At 66.1% G+C, this 19,122-nt stretch carries 16 protein-coding genes; 6 read left to right on the top strand and 10 right to left on the bottom strand.

The window, feature by feature from the left end:
- Positions 1-58 precede the first annotated feature (58 nt).
- Entirely contained in the window at positions 59-946 is an 888-nt protein-coding gene (locus AC6I9V_RS13020; protein ID WP_349411926.1) for an SGNH/GDSL hydrolase family protein, read from the top strand.
- 117 nt (positions 947-1,063) lie between these two features.
- On the opposite strand, the gene AC6I9V_RS13015 is transcribed toward AC6I9V_RS13020, so the two are convergent.
- The 5 genes from AC6I9V_RS13015 to AC6I9V_RS12995 form a co-directional block, all read right to left on the bottom strand.
- Entirely contained in the window at positions 1,064-2,794 is a 1,731-nt protein-coding gene (locus AC6I9V_RS13015; protein ID WP_497899728.1) for an ABC transporter ATP-binding protein, read from the bottom strand.
- Positions 2,791-3,783, bottom strand: a complete 993-nt coding sequence (locus AC6I9V_RS13010) for an ABC transporter permease (protein ID WP_349411924.1) — start codon at positions 3,781-3,783, stop codon at positions 2,791-2,793. The genes AC6I9V_RS13015 and AC6I9V_RS13010 overlap by 4 nt, the downstream gene beginning before the upstream one ends.
- Positions 3,773-4,702 carry an ABC transporter permease gene (locus AC6I9V_RS13005; protein ID WP_349411923.1) on the bottom strand — a complete coding sequence of 310 codons (930 nt, stop codon included), beginning with the start codon at positions 4,700-4,702 and terminating at the stop codon, positions 3,773-3,775. Before AC6I9V_RS13005 ends, AC6I9V_RS13010 begins: the two co-directional genes overlap by 11 nt.
- Before the next feature lie 219 nt (positions 4,703-4,921).
- The gene (locus tag AC6I9V_RS13000; protein WP_349411922.1) at positions 4,922-6,562 is read right to left on the bottom strand and encodes a peptide ABC transporter substrate-binding protein; all 1,641 of its coding nucleotides are present in this window, start codon (positions 6,560-6,562) and stop codon (positions 4,922-4,924) included.
- Between the two features lie 278 nt (positions 6,563-6,840).
- Entirely contained in the window at positions 6,841-8,664 is a 1,824-nt protein-coding gene (locus tag AC6I9V_RS12995; protein ID WP_349411921.1) for an ABC transporter ATP-binding protein, read from the bottom strand.
- A gap of 79 nt (positions 8,665-8,743) precedes the next feature.
- Between AC6I9V_RS12995 and AC6I9V_RS12990 the strand changes: the two genes are divergently transcribed.
- Positions 8,744-9,373 carry a PH domain-containing protein gene (locus AC6I9V_RS12990; RefSeq protein ID WP_349411920.1) on the top strand — a complete coding sequence of 210 codons (630 nt, stop codon included), beginning with the start codon at positions 8,744-8,746 and terminating at the stop codon, positions 9,371-9,373.
- Positions 9,374-9,436: 63 nt separating this feature from the next.
- Here the strand turns inward: AC6I9V_RS12990 and AC6I9V_RS12985 are convergent, their stop codons facing one another.
- The 3 genes from AC6I9V_RS12985 to AC6I9V_RS12975 form a co-directional block, all read right to left on the bottom strand.
- Positions 9,437-10,558: an ABC transporter permease gene (locus AC6I9V_RS12985; protein ID WP_497899727.1), complete on the bottom strand. Its 1,122-nt coding sequence runs from the start codon at positions 10,556-10,558 to the stop codon at positions 9,437-9,439.
- Entirely contained in the window at positions 10,555-12,096 is a 1,542-nt protein-coding gene (locus AC6I9V_RS12980; protein WP_497899726.1) for an ABC transporter permease, read from the bottom strand. The genes AC6I9V_RS12985 and AC6I9V_RS12980 overlap by 4 nt, the downstream gene beginning before the upstream one ends.
- A gap of 181 nt (positions 12,097-12,277) precedes the next feature.
- Entirely contained in the window at positions 12,278-14,059 is a 1,782-nt protein-coding gene (locus AC6I9V_RS12975; protein WP_349411917.1) for an ABC transporter family substrate-binding protein, read from the bottom strand.
- A gap of 434 nt (positions 14,060-14,493) precedes the next feature.
- On the opposite strand from AC6I9V_RS12975, the gene AC6I9V_RS12970 reads away from it, so the two are divergent.
- Genes AC6I9V_RS12970 through AC6I9V_RS12960 form a run of 3 tightly spaced genes read left to right on the top strand, consistent with a single transcriptional unit; the run spans position 14,494 to position 16,532 of the window.
- Positions 14,494-15,186, top strand: coding sequence for a histidine phosphatase family protein (locus AC6I9V_RS12970; protein WP_497899725.1), 693 nt, complete (start codon positions 14,494-14,496; stop codon positions 15,184-15,186).
- A gap of 24 nt (positions 15,187-15,210) precedes the next feature.
- On the top strand, positions 15,211-15,765 hold the full coding sequence (locus AC6I9V_RS12965) for a DUF3090 domain-containing protein (RefSeq protein ID WP_497899724.1): 555 nt from the start codon (positions 15,211-15,213) through the stop codon (positions 15,763-15,765).
- Positions 15,765-16,532 carry an SCO1664 family protein gene (locus tag AC6I9V_RS12960; protein ID WP_497899723.1) on the top strand — a complete coding sequence of 256 codons (768 nt, stop codon included), beginning with the start codon at positions 15,765-15,767 and terminating at the stop codon, positions 16,530-16,532. The genes AC6I9V_RS12965 and AC6I9V_RS12960 overlap by 1 nt, the downstream gene beginning before the upstream one ends.
- Before the next feature lie 80 nt (positions 16,533-16,612).
- Here the strand turns inward: AC6I9V_RS12960 and AC6I9V_RS12955 are convergent, their stop codons facing one another.
- Both AC6I9V_RS12955 and AC6I9V_RS12950 read right to left on the bottom strand, forming a co-directional pair.
- Entirely contained in the window at positions 16,613-17,137 is a 525-nt protein-coding gene (locus AC6I9V_RS12955) for an SDR family NAD(P)-dependent oxidoreductase (RefSeq protein WP_497900312.1), read from the bottom strand.
- Between the two features lie 137 nt (positions 17,138-17,274).
- A complete protein-coding gene (locus AC6I9V_RS12950; RefSeq protein WP_497899722.1) occupies positions 17,275-17,838 on the bottom strand; it encodes a dihydrofolate reductase family protein in 564 nt (187 codons plus the stop codon).
- 203 nt (positions 17,839-18,041) lie between these two features.
- Between AC6I9V_RS12950 and AC6I9V_RS12945 the strand changes: the two genes are divergently transcribed.
- Positions 18,042-18,800, top strand: a complete 759-nt coding sequence (locus tag AC6I9V_RS12945) for an alpha/beta fold hydrolase (RefSeq protein WP_497899721.1) — start codon at positions 18,042-18,044, stop codon at positions 18,798-18,800.
- Positions 18,801-19,122 lie beyond the last annotated feature (322 nt).

The following is a 19,122-nucleotide window of genomic DNA, read 5'->3' as shown; positions in this document are numbered from 1 at the left end:
TTCGAGCGGACATGCCCCATGATGGCTGTGATAACAGCACGCCAGCCCGGAGACATCAATGCGCAACGCCTCGGCCAGGTACCGCTTCGTCGCACCGATAATCGCCGCAGGCGTACTTTTGGGCGGCTGCGGCCAAGCCCCAAGCCAGTCCGACGCCGCTTCCGCCCCTGGCGTTAGCGCCGGTCAGGACGCCCGCGGCAAGGCCTTCCGCACCCCTGCCGGCGCCCCGGGGGAGCCCGTCGCCTCCGGCCAGGGCACGCGATCCCAGTTCCTCACCGGACCGGACCCCGACTCCCTGCCGGAGGGTTCCCTGTACCGCAACCCCGCGAACGGCCGCGACGAGGTGATCGTCGAGGACATCCGGCACACCGCCGTCCTGATCGGCGACTCGCAGTCCGAGCCGCTCACCGCGTGGACCCGCCAGGGCCTGGGCAAGGCCGGCTACGGCGTGTTCTTCTGCGGCCTTGGCGGCACCGGCTTCGTCGCCGCGAACGGCAAGACCGGCAACTACATCGACGCCCTGCAGCGCGGCGACTGGAAGCTGCCCTACGGCTCCCCGCCCCTGGTGGTCATCCAGGGCGGCGGCAACGACGCCACCCGCGGCGCCACCGACGCCCAGATCGTCGCCAACGCGGAGCGGCTGATCGCCAGCCTCCGGCAGCGCTACCCCGGCAGCAAGTTCCTGATGATCGGCACCCTCGCCCGCGGCGCGAACTACGGCGGCGGCCGCCGCACCCAGGTCGATGCCCTGCTCGGCACCATCGCGGACAAACACGACATCCCCTTCGTCAGCGTCGGCGACTGGCTGAGCCGCTACAACCTGACCCGGCTGCTGGCGGACGGCCTGCACATGACCGACGAGGGCAACAACGCCCTCGGTGTGCTCCTGGGCCAGCGGCTGCAGCAGATGGGAATCCGGGCGGAGGCCACCGCCGCGTCCCGCTGAACCAAAGGCGTACCGGGGCCACGCAGGCCACCACGAACGAAGGAGCCGGTGCCCACCCCCGCGGGGTGGACACCGGCTCCTTCGTTAGGCGGTCCGCTGCGCTAACCGGCCTCCCGGTCAGGCAACTTCCGGCGGCAGCATCAACCGGGCGCCCGGGATGGCGTTGAGCAGGGCCTTGGTGTAGTCCTGCTGCGGCGAGTCGAAGACGTCGTCCGTCGAGCCGGTCTCGACGAGCTTGCCCTTCTCCATCACGCACACGTGGTCCGCGATCTGCCGCACCACCGCGAGGTCATGGGTGATGAACAGGTAGGTCAGGCCCAGCCGGGACTGCAGGTCCGCGAGCAGGTTCAGCACCTGGGCCTGGACCAGCACGTCGAGCGCCGAGACGGCCTCGTCGCAGATGATGACCTCGGGATCCAGGGCCAGGGCGCGCGCAATCGCGACACGCTGGCGCTGGCCGCCGGACAGCTCGTTCGGGTACCGCTGCATGGTGGACTGCGGCAGCGCCACCTGGTCCAACAGTTCGCGGACCTTCTTCTCGCGGCTGGCCTTGTCTCCGATCTTATGGGTCCGCAGCGGCTCCTCGATGGTCCGGAAGATGTTGTACATCGGGTCGAGGGAACCGTACGGGTCCTGGAAGATCGGCTGCACGCGGCGGCGGAAGGCGAAGATTTCCTTGCTGTTGAGCGTGGAAGTGTCGACGCCGTCGAACACGATCCTGCCCGAGGTGGGCTGGAGCAGGTTCAGGACCATCTGCGCCACGGTGGACTTGCCGGAGCCCGACTCCCCCACGATCGCCGTCGTGGTGCCGCGCTTGACGCTGAAGGAGACATCGTCCACCGCGGTGAAGTCGGTGGAGCGGCCGAGGCCGGAGCGCAGCTTGAAGACCTTCTTCAGGTTCTCAATCCGGAGCACGTCCTCGGGCATGGACGGTTCGACGACGACGTCCTCGGCGGGTGCCAGCAGATCGTCCGACTCGACGCCCAGTTCCTTGGCGGCCTGGATGCGGCGTGACGCCAGCGACGGCGCCGAGGCGACCAGCCGCTGGGTGTACGGGTGCTGCGGGTTCTGCAGCAGTTCCAGCGACGGCCCGGACTCCACGACCTGGCCGCGGTACATCACCACGACCTTGTCGGCGCGTTCGGCGGCGAGGCCCAGGTCGTGGGTGATCAGCAGCACGGCCGTGCCGAGTTCGGTGGTCATCTTGTCCAGGTGGTCCAGGATCTGGCGCTGCACGGTGACGTCCAGGGCCGACGTCGGCTCATCGGCGATGAGCAGGCGCGGCTGGCAGGACAGGCCGATGGCGATCAGGGCCCGCTGGCGCATGCCGCCGGAGAACTCGTGCGGGTACTGCTTCGCCCGGCGCCTCGCGTCGGGCAGCCCCGCCTGGGAGAGCACCTTCGCGACGTCGTCGGGGCCGTCCGGGAGGCCGTTGGCCTTCAGCGTCTCGCGGACCTGGTAGCCGATCTTCCAGACCGGGTTCAGGTTGGACATCGGGTCCTGTGGGACCATGCCGATGCTGTTGCCGCGGAGTTCGATCATGCGCTTTTCGCTGGCGTGCGAAATGTCCTCGCCGTCGAACAGGATCTGCCCGCCGGAGACCGCGCCATTGCCCGGCAGCAGGCCGATGGCGGCCAGCGCCGTCGTCGACTTACCGGAGCCTGACTCCCCCACGATCGCCACGGTCTCGCCGGGCATCACGGTCAGGTGGGCGTTGCGGACGGCGTTGACTGCGCCGCCGCTGGTCTTGAAGCTGATCGCCAGGTCCCGGATCTCGAGCAGCGGACGCTGCGCGGCCGTACCTTCTTCACGGATTTCAACAGGGGCGTTCACGGCTTCCCCTTTCATCGCTTGCGCGCTTTGGGATCGAGAGCATCACGCAGGGCGTCGCCCAGCATGATGAAGCTCAGAACGGTGATGGAGAGGGCGATGGCCGGGTAGAGCAGCGGCATCGGGTTCGAGCGCAGGGAGGCCTGCGCGGCCTGGATGTCGTTGCCCCAGGACATCACGCTGGGCGGGAGCCCGATTCCGAGGAAGGACAGCGTGGATTCCGCGACGATGAAGGTACCGAGCGAAATCGTCGCCACCACGATGATCGGAGCGAGCGAGTTGGGCATAACGTGCCGCATCAGGGCGCCGAACTTGGAGACACCCAGGGACCGTGCGGCAGTCACGAAGTCCGCGTTGCGGACCTCGATGACGGCGCCGCGGGTGATCCGGGCGATCTGCGGCCAGCCGAAGGTCACCAGGATCAGGACCAGGGTCCATGCGGTGCGGTTGGCCCGGAACATCGGCAGCTGCATCAGGACGATGGCGCCTAGGATCAGCGGCAGCGCGAAGAAGATGTCGTTAACGCGCGCCAGCACGGCGTCAACCCAGCCGCCGTAGTAGCCGGCCAGCGCACCCATGATGCCGCCGATCAGCAGGACGCCGATGGTGGTGAACAGGCCGACGGTGACCGAGGAGCGTGTGCCGAAGATGACGCGCGCGTACACGTCGCAGCCCTGCTGGGTGAAGCCCAGCGGGTGCCCGGACGCGGGGCCCCCGTCGGAGTTGGCCAGCTGGCACGCCTCCGAGGACGGGTCGATCGGTGAGAAGAGCCCCGGGAAGAGCGAAACGGCCACGACCACCAGGATCAGGAACGCGGAGATCAGGAACAGCGGCTGCTTGCGCAGGTTGCGCCAGGCCTCGGCCCACAGGCTCAGCGGAGCCTGGTCCTCCTTGACCTTGTCCGTGGCCTGCAGCGGCGTCTCGGCAAAGTCGGCAACAAAATGCTCGATGTGGCGCTTGGCGGGCGCCGAAGCGTCCGGCCTTGCGGTGTTGGAATCAGGAGTCATAGCGGATCCTCGGGTCAAGCCAGGCGTACAGCAGGTCAACGAGCAGGTTGGAGAGGCAGTAGATCAGCACCAGTACGGTGACGATCGAGACCACCGTGGGGCCTTCGCCGGACAGCACGGCCCGGTACAGCCGGTTGCCGACGCCGGGCACGTTGAAGATGCCTTCAGTGACGATCGCGCCGCCCATCAGGCTGCCCAGATCCGCGCCAAGGAAGGTGATGACGGGAATCAGGGAGTTGCGCAGGATGTGCACCCGGACCACCCGGAAGCGGGACAGGCCCTTCGCGGTAGCGGTGCGCACGTAGTCCGCGCTCATGTTTTCGATGACGGAGGTGCGGGTCAGGCGCAGGACGTAGGCGAAGGAGGCGAGGCCCAGCACGATGGCCGGCAGGATGAGGTCCTGCACCGTGGCCGCCGAACTGACGGTCGGTTTGGCCCAGCCCAGCTGCACACCGATGGTGAACTGCAGCAGAAAGCCCAGGACGAAGATCGGGATGCCGATGACAACCAGGGACGCCACCAGGACGGTCGCGTCGAAGAACTTCCCCTTTCGCAGGCCGGCGATCAGTCCGAAGATGATGCCGAAGACGCCTTCGAAGATCAGGGCCATCACGGCAAGCCGGGCGGTCACCGGGAAGACCTCGCCAAGCACGGCCGCGATGGGCCGGCCGGAGAAGTCCTGGCCGAGGTCGAAGGTGAAGATGCTCTTCAGGTAGAGCAGGTATTGGATAAAGAACGGCTGGTCCAGGTGGTACTGGGCCCGCAGTTTCGCGGCGACGGCCTCGTTGACCGGCTTGTCGCCGAACAGGGCGACGATGGGGTCGCCGGGGAGGCTGAAGACCAGGAAGTAGACCAGCAGCGTTGCGCCTAGGAAGACGGGAATCAGTTGGAGAAAGCGTTTGAGGATGTATGTCGCCATCAGCGAAGCACACCCTTGTCAGCGGGCATCCGGTCCAGGGATGCGGCGGAGTTGTTCATCGAAGAACCTTTTCACTATTGGTGCAGACCGACGCCGGAATGGTCACGGTCGCGGGCTGCGAAAGTACGCCCGAGGCTTTGGCCGTCGGGGAGAAATCGGTGTGGAAGCAAAACAACGGCGGAGGCCCCAATCCAGGCAGCCCCCGCCGTTGTTCAGTTGTTACTTGCCGGTGATGTTGTAGTACAGCGGGACGCCGTCCCAGCCGTAGTCAACGTTGGTGACCTTGTCGCTCCAGCCGCCCTGGGCAACCTGGTACCACAGGGGGATGGCCGGAAGGTCGGTCAGGAGGATTTCCTGGGCCTTGTTCATGGCCTTGTTGCCGTCGGCGACGGAGGAGGCGGCGAGACCGTCGGAGATGGCCTTGTCGAACGCCGGGTTGGCGTACTTCGCGTCGTTGGAGCCCGCGCCGGTCTTGTAGATCGGTCCGAGGAAGTTGTACAGCGACGGGTAGTCGGCCTGCCAGCCGGCGCGGATCGAACCGGTCAGCGTCTTGGCGGTAGCGTCGTTGCGGGCTTCCTTGAAGGTGGCGTACGGCTTGCCCTCAACCTTGATGCCGAGGGTGTTCTTGAGCTGGTTCACAACAGCCTCGACCCATGCCTTGTGGCCGCCCTTGTCGGCGTTGTAGGCGATGGTGAAGGTCTTCTCGGCGTCCCACTTCTGGATGCCGTCAGCCTTGGTCCAGGCTTCCTTGGCCTTGGCTGCGTCGAACTTCAGGTTGTCGGAACCCGGGATCGAGTCGCTGTAGCCGTCCAAGACGGGTGCGGTGAAGTCCTTGGCGGGCTGGCGTGCGCCGCTGAAGATGACCTTGGTGATTTCGTCGCGGTTGATGGCCATGGAGATGGCCTGGCGGCGAAGCTTGCCGGCTTCACCGCTCCACTCCGGCAGGTATTCCGGAATCGCGATGGTCTGGTTGCCGGCGTACGGCTTGTTGATGGTGCGCTCGCCCAGGTCGGACTTGAAGTTCTTCAAGGCGCTCGTCGGGATGGTCTGCAGGATGTCCAGGTTGTTGGACAGCAGGTCCTGGTACGCGGCGTCGTCGTTCTGGAAGATCTTGAACGTCACGCCGGCGTTCTTGGCCTTGCGCGGGCCGTTGTAGTCCGGGTTCGGAACGAGCTGGATCTGCACGTTGTGCTGCCAGCCGCCGTCCGCCATCTTGTACGGGCCGTTGCCGACCGGCTTCTCGCCGAAGCCCTTCGGGTCCTTCAGCGCGCCGGAGGGAACCGGAACGAAGGCGGTGTAACCGAGGCGCAGCGGCCAGTCGGATTCCGGCTGAGCGAGTTCAACGGTGAAGGTCTGGTCGTCGACGACCTTGAGGCCGGACATGGTCTCGACCGTGGAGCCCTTGGCGCTGGTCTCGTCGTAGCCCTTGATGCTCTCGAAGAAGCCGCCGCTGAGCTGTGCGTTCTTGGCAGCCGCGCCGAAGTTCCAGGAGTCAACGAACGTCTTGGCGGTGATGGCCTCGCCGTTGGTGAACTTCTGGTCCTTCTTGATCTTGATGGTGAAGTGCTGGCCGTCCTTGCCCTCAATGGACTCGGCCAGTTCGTTCACGGGCTTGCCGTTGGGGTCGTAGCTGACCAGGCCGGCGAACATCAGTTCGATGACCTTGCCGCCGCCAACTTCATTGGTGTCGGCCGGCATCAGCGGACGCTGGGGCTCGGAGCCGTCGGCAAGGATGACCTTGCTGGTGTCGCCACCGGTGCTGCCGCCGGCGGTGTTGGACCCGCCGCCGCCGCAACCGGTCAGGGCCATGGCGGCGATCGCCATCATGCCCAGTGCTTTGGAAGTGCGCGAAAAACGCATTCCGCCTCCTAAGAGTTGTGGGAGTTCGTTCGGGAGAGACTTGTGCTTCCCGGCAGGTCCGGGCACAGGGGTATCCCTGTGACGTGGCCTACATATGGAAGTAGCCTAACCGCAAAATGTCCGGATGTTGGAACTCCGTTGCCAAACCGTGATCCAACAACTCCATGACGGCTAGCGTCAACCGCCGTGAGTTTCAAGTCACACAATACTCGCTGGTAGTATTCGCCCCGGCCCCTCCCGGTTATGCTCGGCTAACCCAAAATCCCCCGAATCCGGACCTAGCTGGCGCCGGAGAGCAGCTGCGCCCGCAGCTCCCTCCGCTCGCGCTGCTTGTCCGGATCCGGCAGCGGAACGGCCGCCAGGAGCCGCTGCGTGTAGGGCTCCTGCGGGTTGCGCAGGATCTGGTCGCGGCTGCCCTGTTCGACGATCCGGCCCCGCTGCATCACGCAGATCCGGTCGGCCAGGACGTCCACCACGGCCAGGTCATGGGTGACGAACAGGCAGGCGAAGCCGAGTTCCTTCTGCAGGTTCTGGAACAGTTCGAGCACCTTGGCCTGGACCGAGACATCCAGGGCCGAGGTGGGTTCGTCCGCCACCATCAGCTTCGGCTTCAGGGACAAGGCCCGGGCGATGCCCACACGCTGCTTCTGCCCGCCGGAGAGCTCGTGCGGGTAGCGGTTGCGGTAGTCGCGGGGCAGCTCCACCTGGTCCAGCAGGGCCTCGATCCGCGACTGCAGCGCCGCCCCCTTGGCCACCCCGGCGAGGAACATCGGCTCGCCGATGCTTTCGCCGATCGGCAGGCGCGGGTTCAGCGAGGACGAGGGGTCCTGGAAGACCATGCCGACGTGCCGGCGCATCTCATGCAGCTGCCGGCCGTTCTTTTTGGCGGCAGAGATGTCCTGCCCCACCACCTTCATGGTGCCGGCGGCGACCGGCAGCAGGCCGACGGCGGCCCGGCCGATTGTGGTCTTCCCCGAACCCGACTCCCCCACCAGGCCAACAACCTGGCCCGGGTAGATCGCGAGGTTCGCGCCCTCGACGGCCCGGAACGCCGGCACACGCCCCTGCTTGGGGTATTCGATGGCTACGTCGGTGAGTTCCAGGACCGGATCGCCCTGCGGCTTCACCGTCTCCGCGGCGGCCAGCGCCGCCGCGTTTTCGCGTTCGCGCCGGAGCAGCTCGGAGCGCGGGATGGCCTGGATCTCAGCCTGCGTGGCGGCAGCGAGGGCGGCGGTGACGTCGACGTCGCCGTCGTTCTCCGCGCCCTGGCCGAGGTGCGGGACGGCGGCTAGCAGCGCCTGCGTGTATTCGTGCTGCGGGTTGTGGAAGATCTCGTCCGCGGTGCCGGTTTCGACGATCAGACCCCGGCGCATCACGGCGATCCGGTCGGCGAGGTCCGCCACAACGCCCATGTCGTGGGTGATGAGCACAATCGCGCTGTCCAGCTTGTTGCGCAGGTTGCGCATGAGGTCCAGGATTTCCGCCTGCACCGTGACGTCCAGGGCCGTGGTGGGCTCGTCCGCGATCAGCAACTTGGGGTCGCAGGAGAGCGACTGGGCGATCATGGCGCGCTGCCGCTGGCCGCCGGAGAGCTGGTGCGGGTAGGACTTGAAGGCCTTCTCCGGGTCCGGCAGCTCCACCAGCTCGAGCATCCGCAGGGCACGCTCGCGGGCCTGGTCCGGCGAGACCTCGTTGTGCAGCCGGATGGTTTCGACGATCTGCGAGCCCACGGTGTAGACCGGGTTCAGCGCCGTCATGGGCTCCTGGAAGATGACTGCGACGTCCTTGCCGCGGACCGCGCGGATGTTCGCCTCGTTGGTGCCGAGCAGCTCCTTGCCCGCGAGTTTGACACTGCCGCTGACCCGGCTGTTGCTCGGCAGCAGGCCCAGCAGCGCCATCGAGCTGGCGCTCTTGCCGGAGCCGGACTCCCCCACGATCGCAAGCACCTCACCGGCGCGCACCTCGTAGTTCAGGCCGATCGCCGCCGGAACCCACTTCTTGTCGACGCCAAAGTCGACGCTGAGGTCACGGACCTCCAGGACGGTGCCGCCCTTCCCGGGCACGGGGGCCGGGGCCGGATCAAGGGTGATGAAGTCAGTCATGATGGGTTGTTCCTTCCACCCGGGTCGCCGTCGCACCGGCAATTAGTGCTGTGACCCGGAATACTGAATTATGGGGGGCATGAGCACTGTGCCCGATGCCGGTAACGTCGAAATCTTCAAGGGCCGGACGAACAAATGGTTCGCCTGGCTGTCCTGGGCCGTGGCCGCCCTCGGCCTCGCGTCCACGGTCGCCTCGGCCGGACTCGAGGGGCTGCCGAGCACCGCCCCGCTGCTGCTGCTTGCGTTCTTGGGCTGGCAGTTCTTCTGGATGCCGGCCGTTGTGGTGCACGACGGCGGAGTGACGCTGGAGAATCCCTTCCGGACGGTCGTTGTGCCCTGGGCCGCCTTGGTGCACGTGGACACCCGCTATGCGCTGACGCTCGTCACAGCGCGGGCCAGCTACGCGGCCTGGGCTGCGCCGGCGCCCGGCATCTGGGGCGGACGCAACGCCCGCCCCGAAGACCTGCACGGGCTTCCGGACACCAGCTACGGGCCCGGAAAATCCGTCCGGCCCGGTGACCTGAAGACCACCGATTCCGGCCAGGCCGCCCGCATCGTGCGCACACGCTGGCAGGACCTGGTGGAAAGCGGGGCGCTCACCGCAGGCGAGGCCGGCGCCACGGCCGCCGTCGTGACGCCCCGTTGGGCCGCCATCGGCGCGGCCGTGCTCCTGCTCGCTGCCAGCTACTGGACGATCGCCGTCCAGTAGCCGGCCGCCCCGTCGCCGGCCGCCGGCCGGCCGGGACCCCGCGGGGACAACGCTGCAGCGCACCTAGCTGTCCTTGGGTCCGTCGAACGCGGTGACGGCGGTCTTATCCGGGGGCGTTGTCCCCGCGGCCGGCGCCGCCACCTCGCGGGCCTTCTTGGCGTTGAATTTCTTCTGCCGGGGGTCGAAGGCATCGCGCAGACCGTCGCCGATGAAGTTGATGCTCAGGCAGATGAGGACGATGAACAGGCCTGGGAACCAGAACAGCCAGGGCCGGGTGGAGAAGGCCTGCTGGTTCTGCGAGATGAGCAGGCCGAGGGAGGTGTCCGGGGCCTTCACGCCGACGCCGAGGTAGCTCAGCGCCGTTTCGGTGAGGATCGCCGCGGACATGGTCAGCGTGACGTTGACGATCAGCACGCCGACGGCGTTGGGCAGGATGTGCTTGAAAATGATGCGCGCGTTGCTCGCGCCGGAGATCCGGGCGGCGTCGACGAATTCACGTTCCCGCAGCGAGAGGAACTCGCCGCGCATCAGGCGGGCCAGGCTGACCCAGCTGATCAGGCCCAGGAAGATGCCCAAGGCCAGCACGCCGTTGGTGCTGGCGAAGGAGGCGAACCAGCTTCCGGAGTCGCGCCGGCCGGCCATCTGCGCCATCACGGCCGCGAGGAGCAGGGCCGGGATGATGATGATGACGTCGGTCAGGCGCATCAGAATCGCCTCGGCCCAGCCGCGGAAGTAGCCGGAGATCGCGCCCACCAGGACGCCGATCAGACCCGCGATCAGGCCGATGACCACCATAACGGTGATGGACTGCTGGGCCCCGCGCATGGTCATGGCGAACAGGTCGCGGCCGATCCGGTCCTGGCCGAAGGGGTGTTCGCCCCAGGCCAGCGGCCAGAGCGAGGAGGTCGGCGCGCCGTCGTTGACCAACGGGGAGACGGCCTCGTGGTTGTATTTCCACCAGCCGGGAATGCCCAGGTAACCCACCGAGGTGAAGGCGACCAGGAAGATCAGGGCAAAGACCACCAGGCCGATGATCGCGCCGGTGTGGCCGAGGAAACGCTTCCGGACAATCTGGCCCTGGCTCAGGCCCTTCGCTTCGAGGATGGGCTCGATGCCGGCCGCGGGGGCGGGCTGCAATACGGCCTCCTCGGCCATGATTTCGTCCTGCTGACTTGGCTGGCTCATGCTTTTACCCTTACGCGCGGATCAAGTGCGGAGTACGCGAGGTCCGCAATGAGATTGAAACCCATGGCCGTGATGGCCACACAGAGGAAAACGCCCATGACCGGGTTCGGGTCGATGTGGGAGATGCCGTCCAGGAAGAGGAAGCCCATGCCCCGGACCGAGAAGACCGACTCGGTGATGACCGCGCCGCCGATCAGGCCGCCGATGTCGAAGGCCACGATGGTGGCGATCGGGATCAGCGCGTTGCGGAAGGCGTGGCGCATCACGACGGTGCGTTCGGAGACGCCCTTGGCCCGCGCCGTCCGGATGTAGTCCATGTTCATGATTTCCAGCATCGAGGCCCGGGTGAACCGGGTGTAGCTGGCCAGCGAAATGAGGATCAGGGCCATGGTCGGCAGGATCAGGTGGGTGAAGGAATCCAGGCCGAGGACCCAGAAGTCGCCCTCGATGTTCGGGGTGTTGGCGCCGATGGTCGCAATCGGCCGGCCCCGCACGCGGCTGTTGTTGAAGTAGCTCGGCCAGGCCTGCATAAAGCGGTCCAGTACGATCAGGCATCCGACCAGGAACGAGGTGATGGCGGCCGCACGCATGGACTGGCCACGGTCGTAGCCGCCCATCACGTAGCCGATCCCCACGCCCACCAGGACGGCGGCGACGGCGAGCAGTACGACCATCAGGAACGTCGCCTCGTTCAGCAGCGGCTGGACGACGAAGTACAGGACCACCCCGACGCCGACGGCGATCAGCGCCGACTGCAGCGCCTTGCGGTTTTTGAGCCCGGCGGAGAGCAGGGTGACGGCGAAGGCGATGCCGACGCCGGCAATGGCAATAACCACCGGGCCGAGGCCCGGAGTCTTGAACCACTCGGTGGCGGAGAAGTAGATGAGGACGGCGCTGACGAAAGCGAAGACGGCGCCGCCCATGATCAGGCGCCGTTTCGCGGCCCCGCCGGCGGCGACGGCGACCACGATGCCCAGTCCGAGGCCGATGCCGAGGGCCGCGGGCAGGGGGACTTCCGGGTTACGCAGGAAGTCGTTGAAGCCGATGGCGCCGAATTCCTTGAGCAGGACGGCGACCCAGAAGATCGGCAGCGAGAAGAAGAGGAAGGCCATGAGGGTCACGCCGTAGTCCAAAGTGCTGTACTGGCGCAGGGCGGTAATGATGCCCAGCGTGATGCCGATCAGGATGGCAAGCACCGTGGCGCCGGTGACGAGCGTCAGGGTCTGGACCAGTGCGTGGCCGAGGGCGTCGGTGACCGGCTGGCCGGCGATGTTCTTGCCGAGGTCACAGGAGTTGGCGAACGGGATGAGGCACTGGGCCGCACCGCCGAGCCAGCGGAAGTAGCGGATGGGGGCAGGGACGTCCAGTTGCAGGAGCTCGGTGCGCGCGTCCATCAGCGACTGCTTTTGCGGGGAGTTGCTAGCGCGGAATTCCTCGAGGGGGTCTCCGGACGCCGCTGTCAGGAGATACACCAGGAAAGAAGCGCCGAGAAGAATGAGGGCGGCTGTCATGAGCCGCCGGACTATGTAAGTCACCATGGGGAGTACAACCTCGGTATTCGGGCCCAGGGATTGCCAGGACCGGTCGCAGAGTTCGGCCGGCTGCCGCAGGGATTCGGGTCCGGCCAAGTCATCGTCGGTGTGCCGCTAGAAAGGCGCCGGGACCGTAGAGCCGTGGTCCCGACGCCTTTAGCTAGCAAGTGTTACTTGCGGTCGTCGGCTACTTCTGTGCCCACTCCCAGAAGTTCCACCAGACGCCGGTCTGGTTCGGCATGTACTTCACGCCGGTGACGCGGTCGCTGTACGCGTCCACGCCGACTGCCTGGAACAGCGGCAGGCCGTAGGCGGAATCCCAGATCTTCTTGTCGATCTTCTGGATGATGCCGTCCTGCTTGCTCTTGTCAGTGGTGACAATCAGTTCGTCCATCAGCTTGTCGGCCTCAGGATCGGCGAACTTGTTGAAGTTGGAGTCGTTGCCGGACTTGAAGATCTGCGGCACGCCGGAGACGCCCACGCCCGAGTTGATCCAGCCGAAGATGGTGGCGTCGTAGCCACCCTTGCCCAGGGCCTTGCCCCAGTCGGACTTGCCGAGGCCGCCGTCGACGATCTTGAAGCCGGCCTTGGTGGCGGATTCGCGGATCAGCGAGAAAGCGTCGACACGGTTGGGGTTGTCCTTGTTGTACATGATGCGGACTTCCGGGGTGGCACCGTTGAGGAGCTTCTTGGCGCCCTCGACGTCAACATCCTTGTACTTCGAGGAACCGTTGTCCTTGACCGAATCGGCGTAGGGAGCCTGGTCCGGGACGAACAGCTGGGAATCCAGCGGAGCCGCCTTCGGGTCAAGCTTCTTGACGATCTTGTCGACGATGTCCTTGCGGGGAACAGCCTTCATGAACGCGTCACGCACGTTCTTGTCGGCGAACGGGCCGCTGTAGTTCAGGTCGACGTGGTCGTAAGAGAGCTGGTTGCCGACCTCCACCGTGACGCCCTGGCTCTGCAGTGCCTTGAGCTGATCCACGGTGTCCGCGGAGGCCTGCGGGGCGATGATGTCCGCTTCGCCGTTCTTCAGCGCCTGGACCTGGGCGGCCGAGTCACCGATGTAGCGAACGGTGATCTCGTCCAGCTTGGCGTCCGGACCCCACTTGTAGTCCTTGTTCTTGACCATGGTCAGGGACTGGTCCTGGTTGACGCTCTTGACGATGTACGGGCCGTTGGACAGGTACAGGCTCGGATCGGCCGGCAGCGTCTTGGTGTCGAAGCCGGTGTTCCACATGTCCGACATGGCCTTCAGCGGGGCGCTCACGGGCTTCGGGGCCTTGGCGTCACCGCGCGGCAAACCCTTGAGCAGGTCGGTGAACGCCTTGGTGTCGGCCAGGCCGGCCTTCTTGGCGAGCACGTGTGCCGGGATGTCGATGCCGGGGCCCCCCAGGGCGATTTCCCAGTCAGCGAAGGGCTTGGAGTACTTGATGGTCATGGAGCGGCCGTCGGCGCCCATTTCCGGGAAGTCGGTCAGTGCGATGCCGGTCGGGTCGCCGGCGTAGGAGAAGTAAGACGTTCCGGTCTTTGCTTTCGCATCGGCGTCGTTGTAGTAGCCGGAGAAGGCGGCCCACTGCAGCAGGAGGTCGGCGGCGGTGACAGGCGTCCCGTCAGACCACTTAACTCCGTCGTTGATGGTGTACTTGACCGTCAGCGGGTTGTCCGAGGTCTTTTCCATCTTGCCGAACTTCTCGTTGCGTACAACGTTCAGCTTGTTGTCGATGTAGTAGAACCCCGAGTGGGTGGCGTAGCTGATCTTCGAGTTGATGTCAGTGTTGCCGTCAGCGGTGTTGGGGTTGAACGTGTTGAACGCGTTAACCTCCACGACCGTTGCCGAGCCGCCAGTTTTGCCGGCCGCGGCAGACGACGGCGGGGTTGTCCCGCCGCTGTTGCCGGCGCAGGCACTCAGTGCGAGCGCAGCTGCTGCCGCGACCCCCACTGCTTTGGAAATACGACCGAAGCGCATTCCGCCTCCTTGTTTCTGTGGTGTGGATGAGACCGGCGCCGTAGGCACCAGACAGACGCCCACACTCCCCCAGCGGCAGTGTGGCGCGTCTCACATGGCATGAAGCGTAAACCCACGAAGGTGCGGAGCGGCATGAAAGTTGACCGCAGATATAGTTCGTTATCGAGCTGCAACAATTGACGGGCCCGTTATGTAAATTTTGTCGAAATTGATTGACGGATGCGGAACTCCGGGATAAAGACAGAATCCGGCAAAAAGCCCTGATTCATGCGGATCGGGGCTTTTAGGGTTCCAACCGAGTTAAGCGGCCATTACCGGCCCGCCCGCTTGCCACCGCCGACCGGCCCGGGCGCCGGCCACGGGCGGCCGCAGCCCAGGCCTCCGCTGCCGAATTTAGCGCGGGCCCTTTGTGGTCGGGTGGTTAGGCTGGGTGAATGGCAACAGTAATTCTCGTGCGGCACGGCCGCACCACAGCCAATGCCACCGGGATGCTGGCCGGCCGGGCAGCCGGCGTCGGCCTGGACCAGGTCGGACGCGATCAGGCGGCCCTGACCGGAGACCGGCTCGCGGCCGTGCCCTTGGCCGGGGTGGTGTCGAGCCCCCTTGAGCGTTGCCGGCAGACGGCCCGGCTCATCCTCGATCGCCAGGCCGGTACGCCGTCCGCGCCGGTCGATCCCGATCTCACCGAGTGCGACTACGGGCACTGGCAGGGCCGCCTGCTCAGTGATCTCGCGGCCGAGGACTTGTGGCCCGTTGTGCAGTCTCAACCGTCCGCCGTCGTCTTTCCCGGCGGTGAATCGATGGCCGCGATGCAGGCGCGCTCCGTGGCAGCGATCCGGCGCCACGATGCAGCCTTCGAAGCCCAATACGGGCCCGGGGCCGTGTGGGTGGCGGTGAGCCACGGTGACATCATCAAGTCCATCCTCGCCGACGCGCTCGGCATGCACCTTGACCTGTTCCAGCGCATTAACGTGGGCCCCGCCTCGGTGTCGATCGTTCGCTACGGCGCCACCCGTCCGACCGTCCACGCGACCAACACCGACGCGGGCGATCTGTCGTGGCTGGCGAACGGCATCCAGACTGGCGATGCGCCCCTGGGCGGAGGCGCAGGGCAGAAGGCGCCATGAACCTCATGTGCCTAAAATACTGACATGCCTACACGTGTTCACGAGTTTGCCTGGCCTGATCGGGTCGTCGTCGGCACCATTGGCCTTCCGGGGGCGCGCACTTTCTACCTACAGGTGCGCGCAGGAAAGCAAATCGTGAGTATTGCCATGGAGAAGCAGCAGTCGGCCCTGCTCGCAGAGAAGATCGACGAAATTCTCGACCAGCTCAGTACCGTCGAGGGCAACCCCTTCAGCGTTCCCACGAGTACCCCCATTGAACTTGTCGACAATGACCAGCTCGAGGCCGTCCAGGAGCAGTTTCGCACCGGCGCCCTGAGCTTAGGGTGGGACCCAACCACCGCCCAGGTCGTCATAGAGGCCTACCCCATCACCGACGTCGATGCTGATGACAACGACGAACCGCTTGATGAGGACGGCACGGACGTGCCCGAAATGCTGCTGGTGCGGATGCCGGTGGGCACCGCCCGCGCGTTCGCCAAGCGCACCCGGGAAATTGTGGGAGCAGGGCGTCCGGCGTGCCCGCTCTGCGGTTACCCCATAGACGCCGACGGGCACACCTGCACCTTTCCCGAGGTCTAATGCCAGCGCCGGACCTCGTGACCGCCGAGCTGACGCTCACCGGCCGCATCACGACGGCGTCCAACGCCACATTCCTGGGCACCATCGGCGACGTGGTGGTCGTCTACAAGCCGATAGCAGGCGAAAAGCCGCTATGGGATTTCCCCCACGGCACCCTGGCTCACCGTGAGGTGGCCGCCTACCTCGTTTCGCAGGCCTTCGGCTGGGACGTCGTGCCGCACACCTGGCTGCGCGACGGTCCCCTGGGCGAAGGAATGGTTCAGCTCTGGCAGGAGCCAGACCCCGTCCAAAGCGCCGTGGACCTGGTCGCGACGGACCAGGTGCCGGAGACGGGCTGGAAACACGTCCTCGAAGGACGGGATGAGAACGGCCGCGTGGTCGCCCTCATTCACGAAGACACCCCGGCGCTCAGGCGCATGGCGGTCTTCGACATCATCGTCAACAACGCCGACCGCAAAGGCGACCACATCCTTGCCATGACGGACGGACACCGGCACGGGGTGGACCACGGGCTCACCTTCCACCGTGACCACAAGCTGCGCACGGTGCTGTGGGGATGGCTGGGCGACGCTCTCACCGACGAGGAACACGAGGGAATCGGTCGTGTCAGTGAGGGACTGCGCGGCGGGCTGGGCCAAAACCTTGCGGACCTGCTCAGCGCCGAAGAAATCGCTTCGCTCGCCGCGCGCTGCGCCCGGTTGCGCCGGGCAGGGAAGTTTCCGGCTCCGAGCGGTGAGATGCCGGCGGTACCCTGGCCGCTGTTCTAAGGGACGCCCCCTCCCCCGCCGCGAACCCACTTCGGGGTCCCTTAGCTCCTTGGGCGCCAATCGCAGGACATGGGCCGGGCCTAAAAGGCGGCGCTAGGCAGATCCTTCTCGCCATCGACGATCGCAGCGATAATCCGCGCCGCAACCAGGTCTGGATCCAGCGCCGCACCAAATCGCGGCGCTGCCCCGGCGATTGGGTGCTCGGAGAGCGCGGTGCCGGTGTGGCCCGGGCGGGCGTCCAGGAGCCGGATGCCCGCCCGCCGGTACTCGCGCCCCGCTGCGACAACGAAGGCCGCGAGCGCGGCTTTCGACGCCGAGTAGGCGGCCAGGCCGGCGACGGGCGCCTCGGCCACGACGCCGCTCAGGGTCACCACGAAGGGCTCCCGGCCCTCCCGGGCCGAAGCGGCGAGGTAGGGCTGGCTCTGGGTGACGAGTTGTATGGGGCTGGTCGTGTTCACGGCGAAGAGTTCGTCCAGCGTGGCGGGTTCCAGCTCTGATGCGGCGCCGAACGCGACGACCCCTGACGCAACCACCAACCCGTCGAGACGTCCGTACTGCCCGGTCGAGTCAGCCAGCAGCTTCTGGATCACCGACGGTGCGCGCAGATCTTAACCGGCAGACTTTGACGCCCGGGCAACGGTTGCGCCGTGGTTCTCCAACTGTGCGGAGATGCGCGAACCGAGACCGCCGGTGGCGCCGACAACCAGAACAACCGCACCTTCAAGAGTCGTCATTCGGGCACTCAGCGCCGGGTCTCGTACCGGGTCAGGAGCACACCGCCGGGAAATGTCCCGGTCTCCACCAGGCTCAGCTTCGCCCAGTTGTCCAGGGCTGTGAAAAACGGGATGCCGCCGCCCACCAGCACCGGATGGGTGACGATCACGTACTCGTCGATCAGTCCGGCCCGCATGGCCGCCGCGGCGAGGGTGGCTCCGCCGATGTCCATGGAGGCGCCGTCGTCGGCCTTGAGCCGTGAGATCTCGGTGACCGCGTCCCCGGTGACCAGGCGGGTGTTGCCGTCCACCGAGCTGATCGTCGAGGAGAACACCACCTTGGGCATGTCCCGCCAGCGGCGGGCGAACTCGATCTGCGCCGGTGTGGCGCCCGGCTGCCGGTCGGCAGTCGGCCAGTGGGAGCTCATGGTCTCCCAGAGTTTGCGCCCGTACAGCGCCAGCCCGGTGGCCCCAACCCGGTCGGACCACCATTGGAACAACTCGTCGCTCGGTACGCTCCAGCCGAGGTCTCCGCCGGGCGCGGCGATGTAGCCGTCCAGGCTCACGTTCATTCCGAAGGTCAATTTGCGCATGGCGCCAGTCTCCCGTGGGCCGGTATTCGTTGTACAGACCAGCACCGCGCGGAACAGTAATCGGTCGAGGCCCCACCGAGAGCCCCCCGTTGACCACCACGCCAGGCAGATGCTCCGGTCACCTATCGCCTGTCGCCTGTCGCCTGTCGCCGCCCCACCGGCGCGCTCTTCTGGGCTCCCCCGGTTGGGCGTACCATCCTGTCATGGGACCAACTCGGGTCATTCTCCTTCCGGGAAGCGTACTCCCCGCACAGCCCGCCTACGGCGCGCTCATCGAGGCGCTGGGAACCGGGGTGCAGGCCGTGGCCAAGGACCTCGAACTCTACGCCGACGACGAACCTCCGCCGGGCTGGAGCTTGGACACCGAGGCCGATGCCGTGCTGCGCGAGGCCGATTCCCGGGGCTGGGAGACCTTCCATCTGGTTGGCTATTCGGGCGGCGGCGCTGCTGCCCTGGCATTGACCGCCAAGCATCCAGACCGCATTCTGAGCCTGACCTTGCTCGAAGCAGCCTGGGCCGGAAATTGGGATTGGAGCGCTGCCCACACCGAACTCTGGAAACAGTACGAGCTGCTCGAGGTGCTGCCGCCCACGGAATTTATGAGTTCTTTCATGCGGCTGGGGGTCAAGCCCGACGTCGTCCTTCCGCCACCCCCGCCGGGTCCCCCGCCGCCATGGATGTCTAAACGGCCGGCCGGTATCAAGGCCTTTCTGCAGAACTTTAAAACCTACGATCTGGACCGCACACGGCTAGCTGGCTTTACAGGACCGGTTCTCTTCGTCCTCGGCGGTCTCAGCAATCCTGACGATTACGGCGAAATTGCTGAACGGCTGGCCACGGTCTTCCCCGACTTCCGCCTCGAGGTGTTTGCGGAGCGCCATCACTTCGATCCCCCGCACCGGATCGAGCCGGACCGCCTGGCACGGCTGCTCGGTGAGCATTGGAGCCAAGCCGCAAGGTAACGGATCCAGATACGGGCTCTCAGCTGCAGTCGACAAATTGAGCGGCCAACATCCCGGGCGAGCAAGCCAGCAAACCCTTGAACAACGGGGTTGTAGAATGGCGGGCATCACAGCGTCCGTCAGGCCAGGCCAACTGCTCTACGCTTGAGAAGAGTTCCGGGCTCAGCCGGATCGCCTGCGCACGAACGGACGGCGTGATCTGGGAAGGTATTTTTCGTTTCCGCCGAAGCTGGGGAGCATAAGGGATTGTCTGGGGCTAACGAAGTTACTGCCGCGCCGCGTACTCGCTGCCAACCCACAGCACTTGGTACTTCCTTTGCCG

This window comes from Arthrobacter sp. SlRoot2-15 (genome assembly GCF_059739345.1).
Note: the sequence above shows the minus strand (reverse complement) of the source record. Positions and strands in the feature narration are given on the sequence as shown.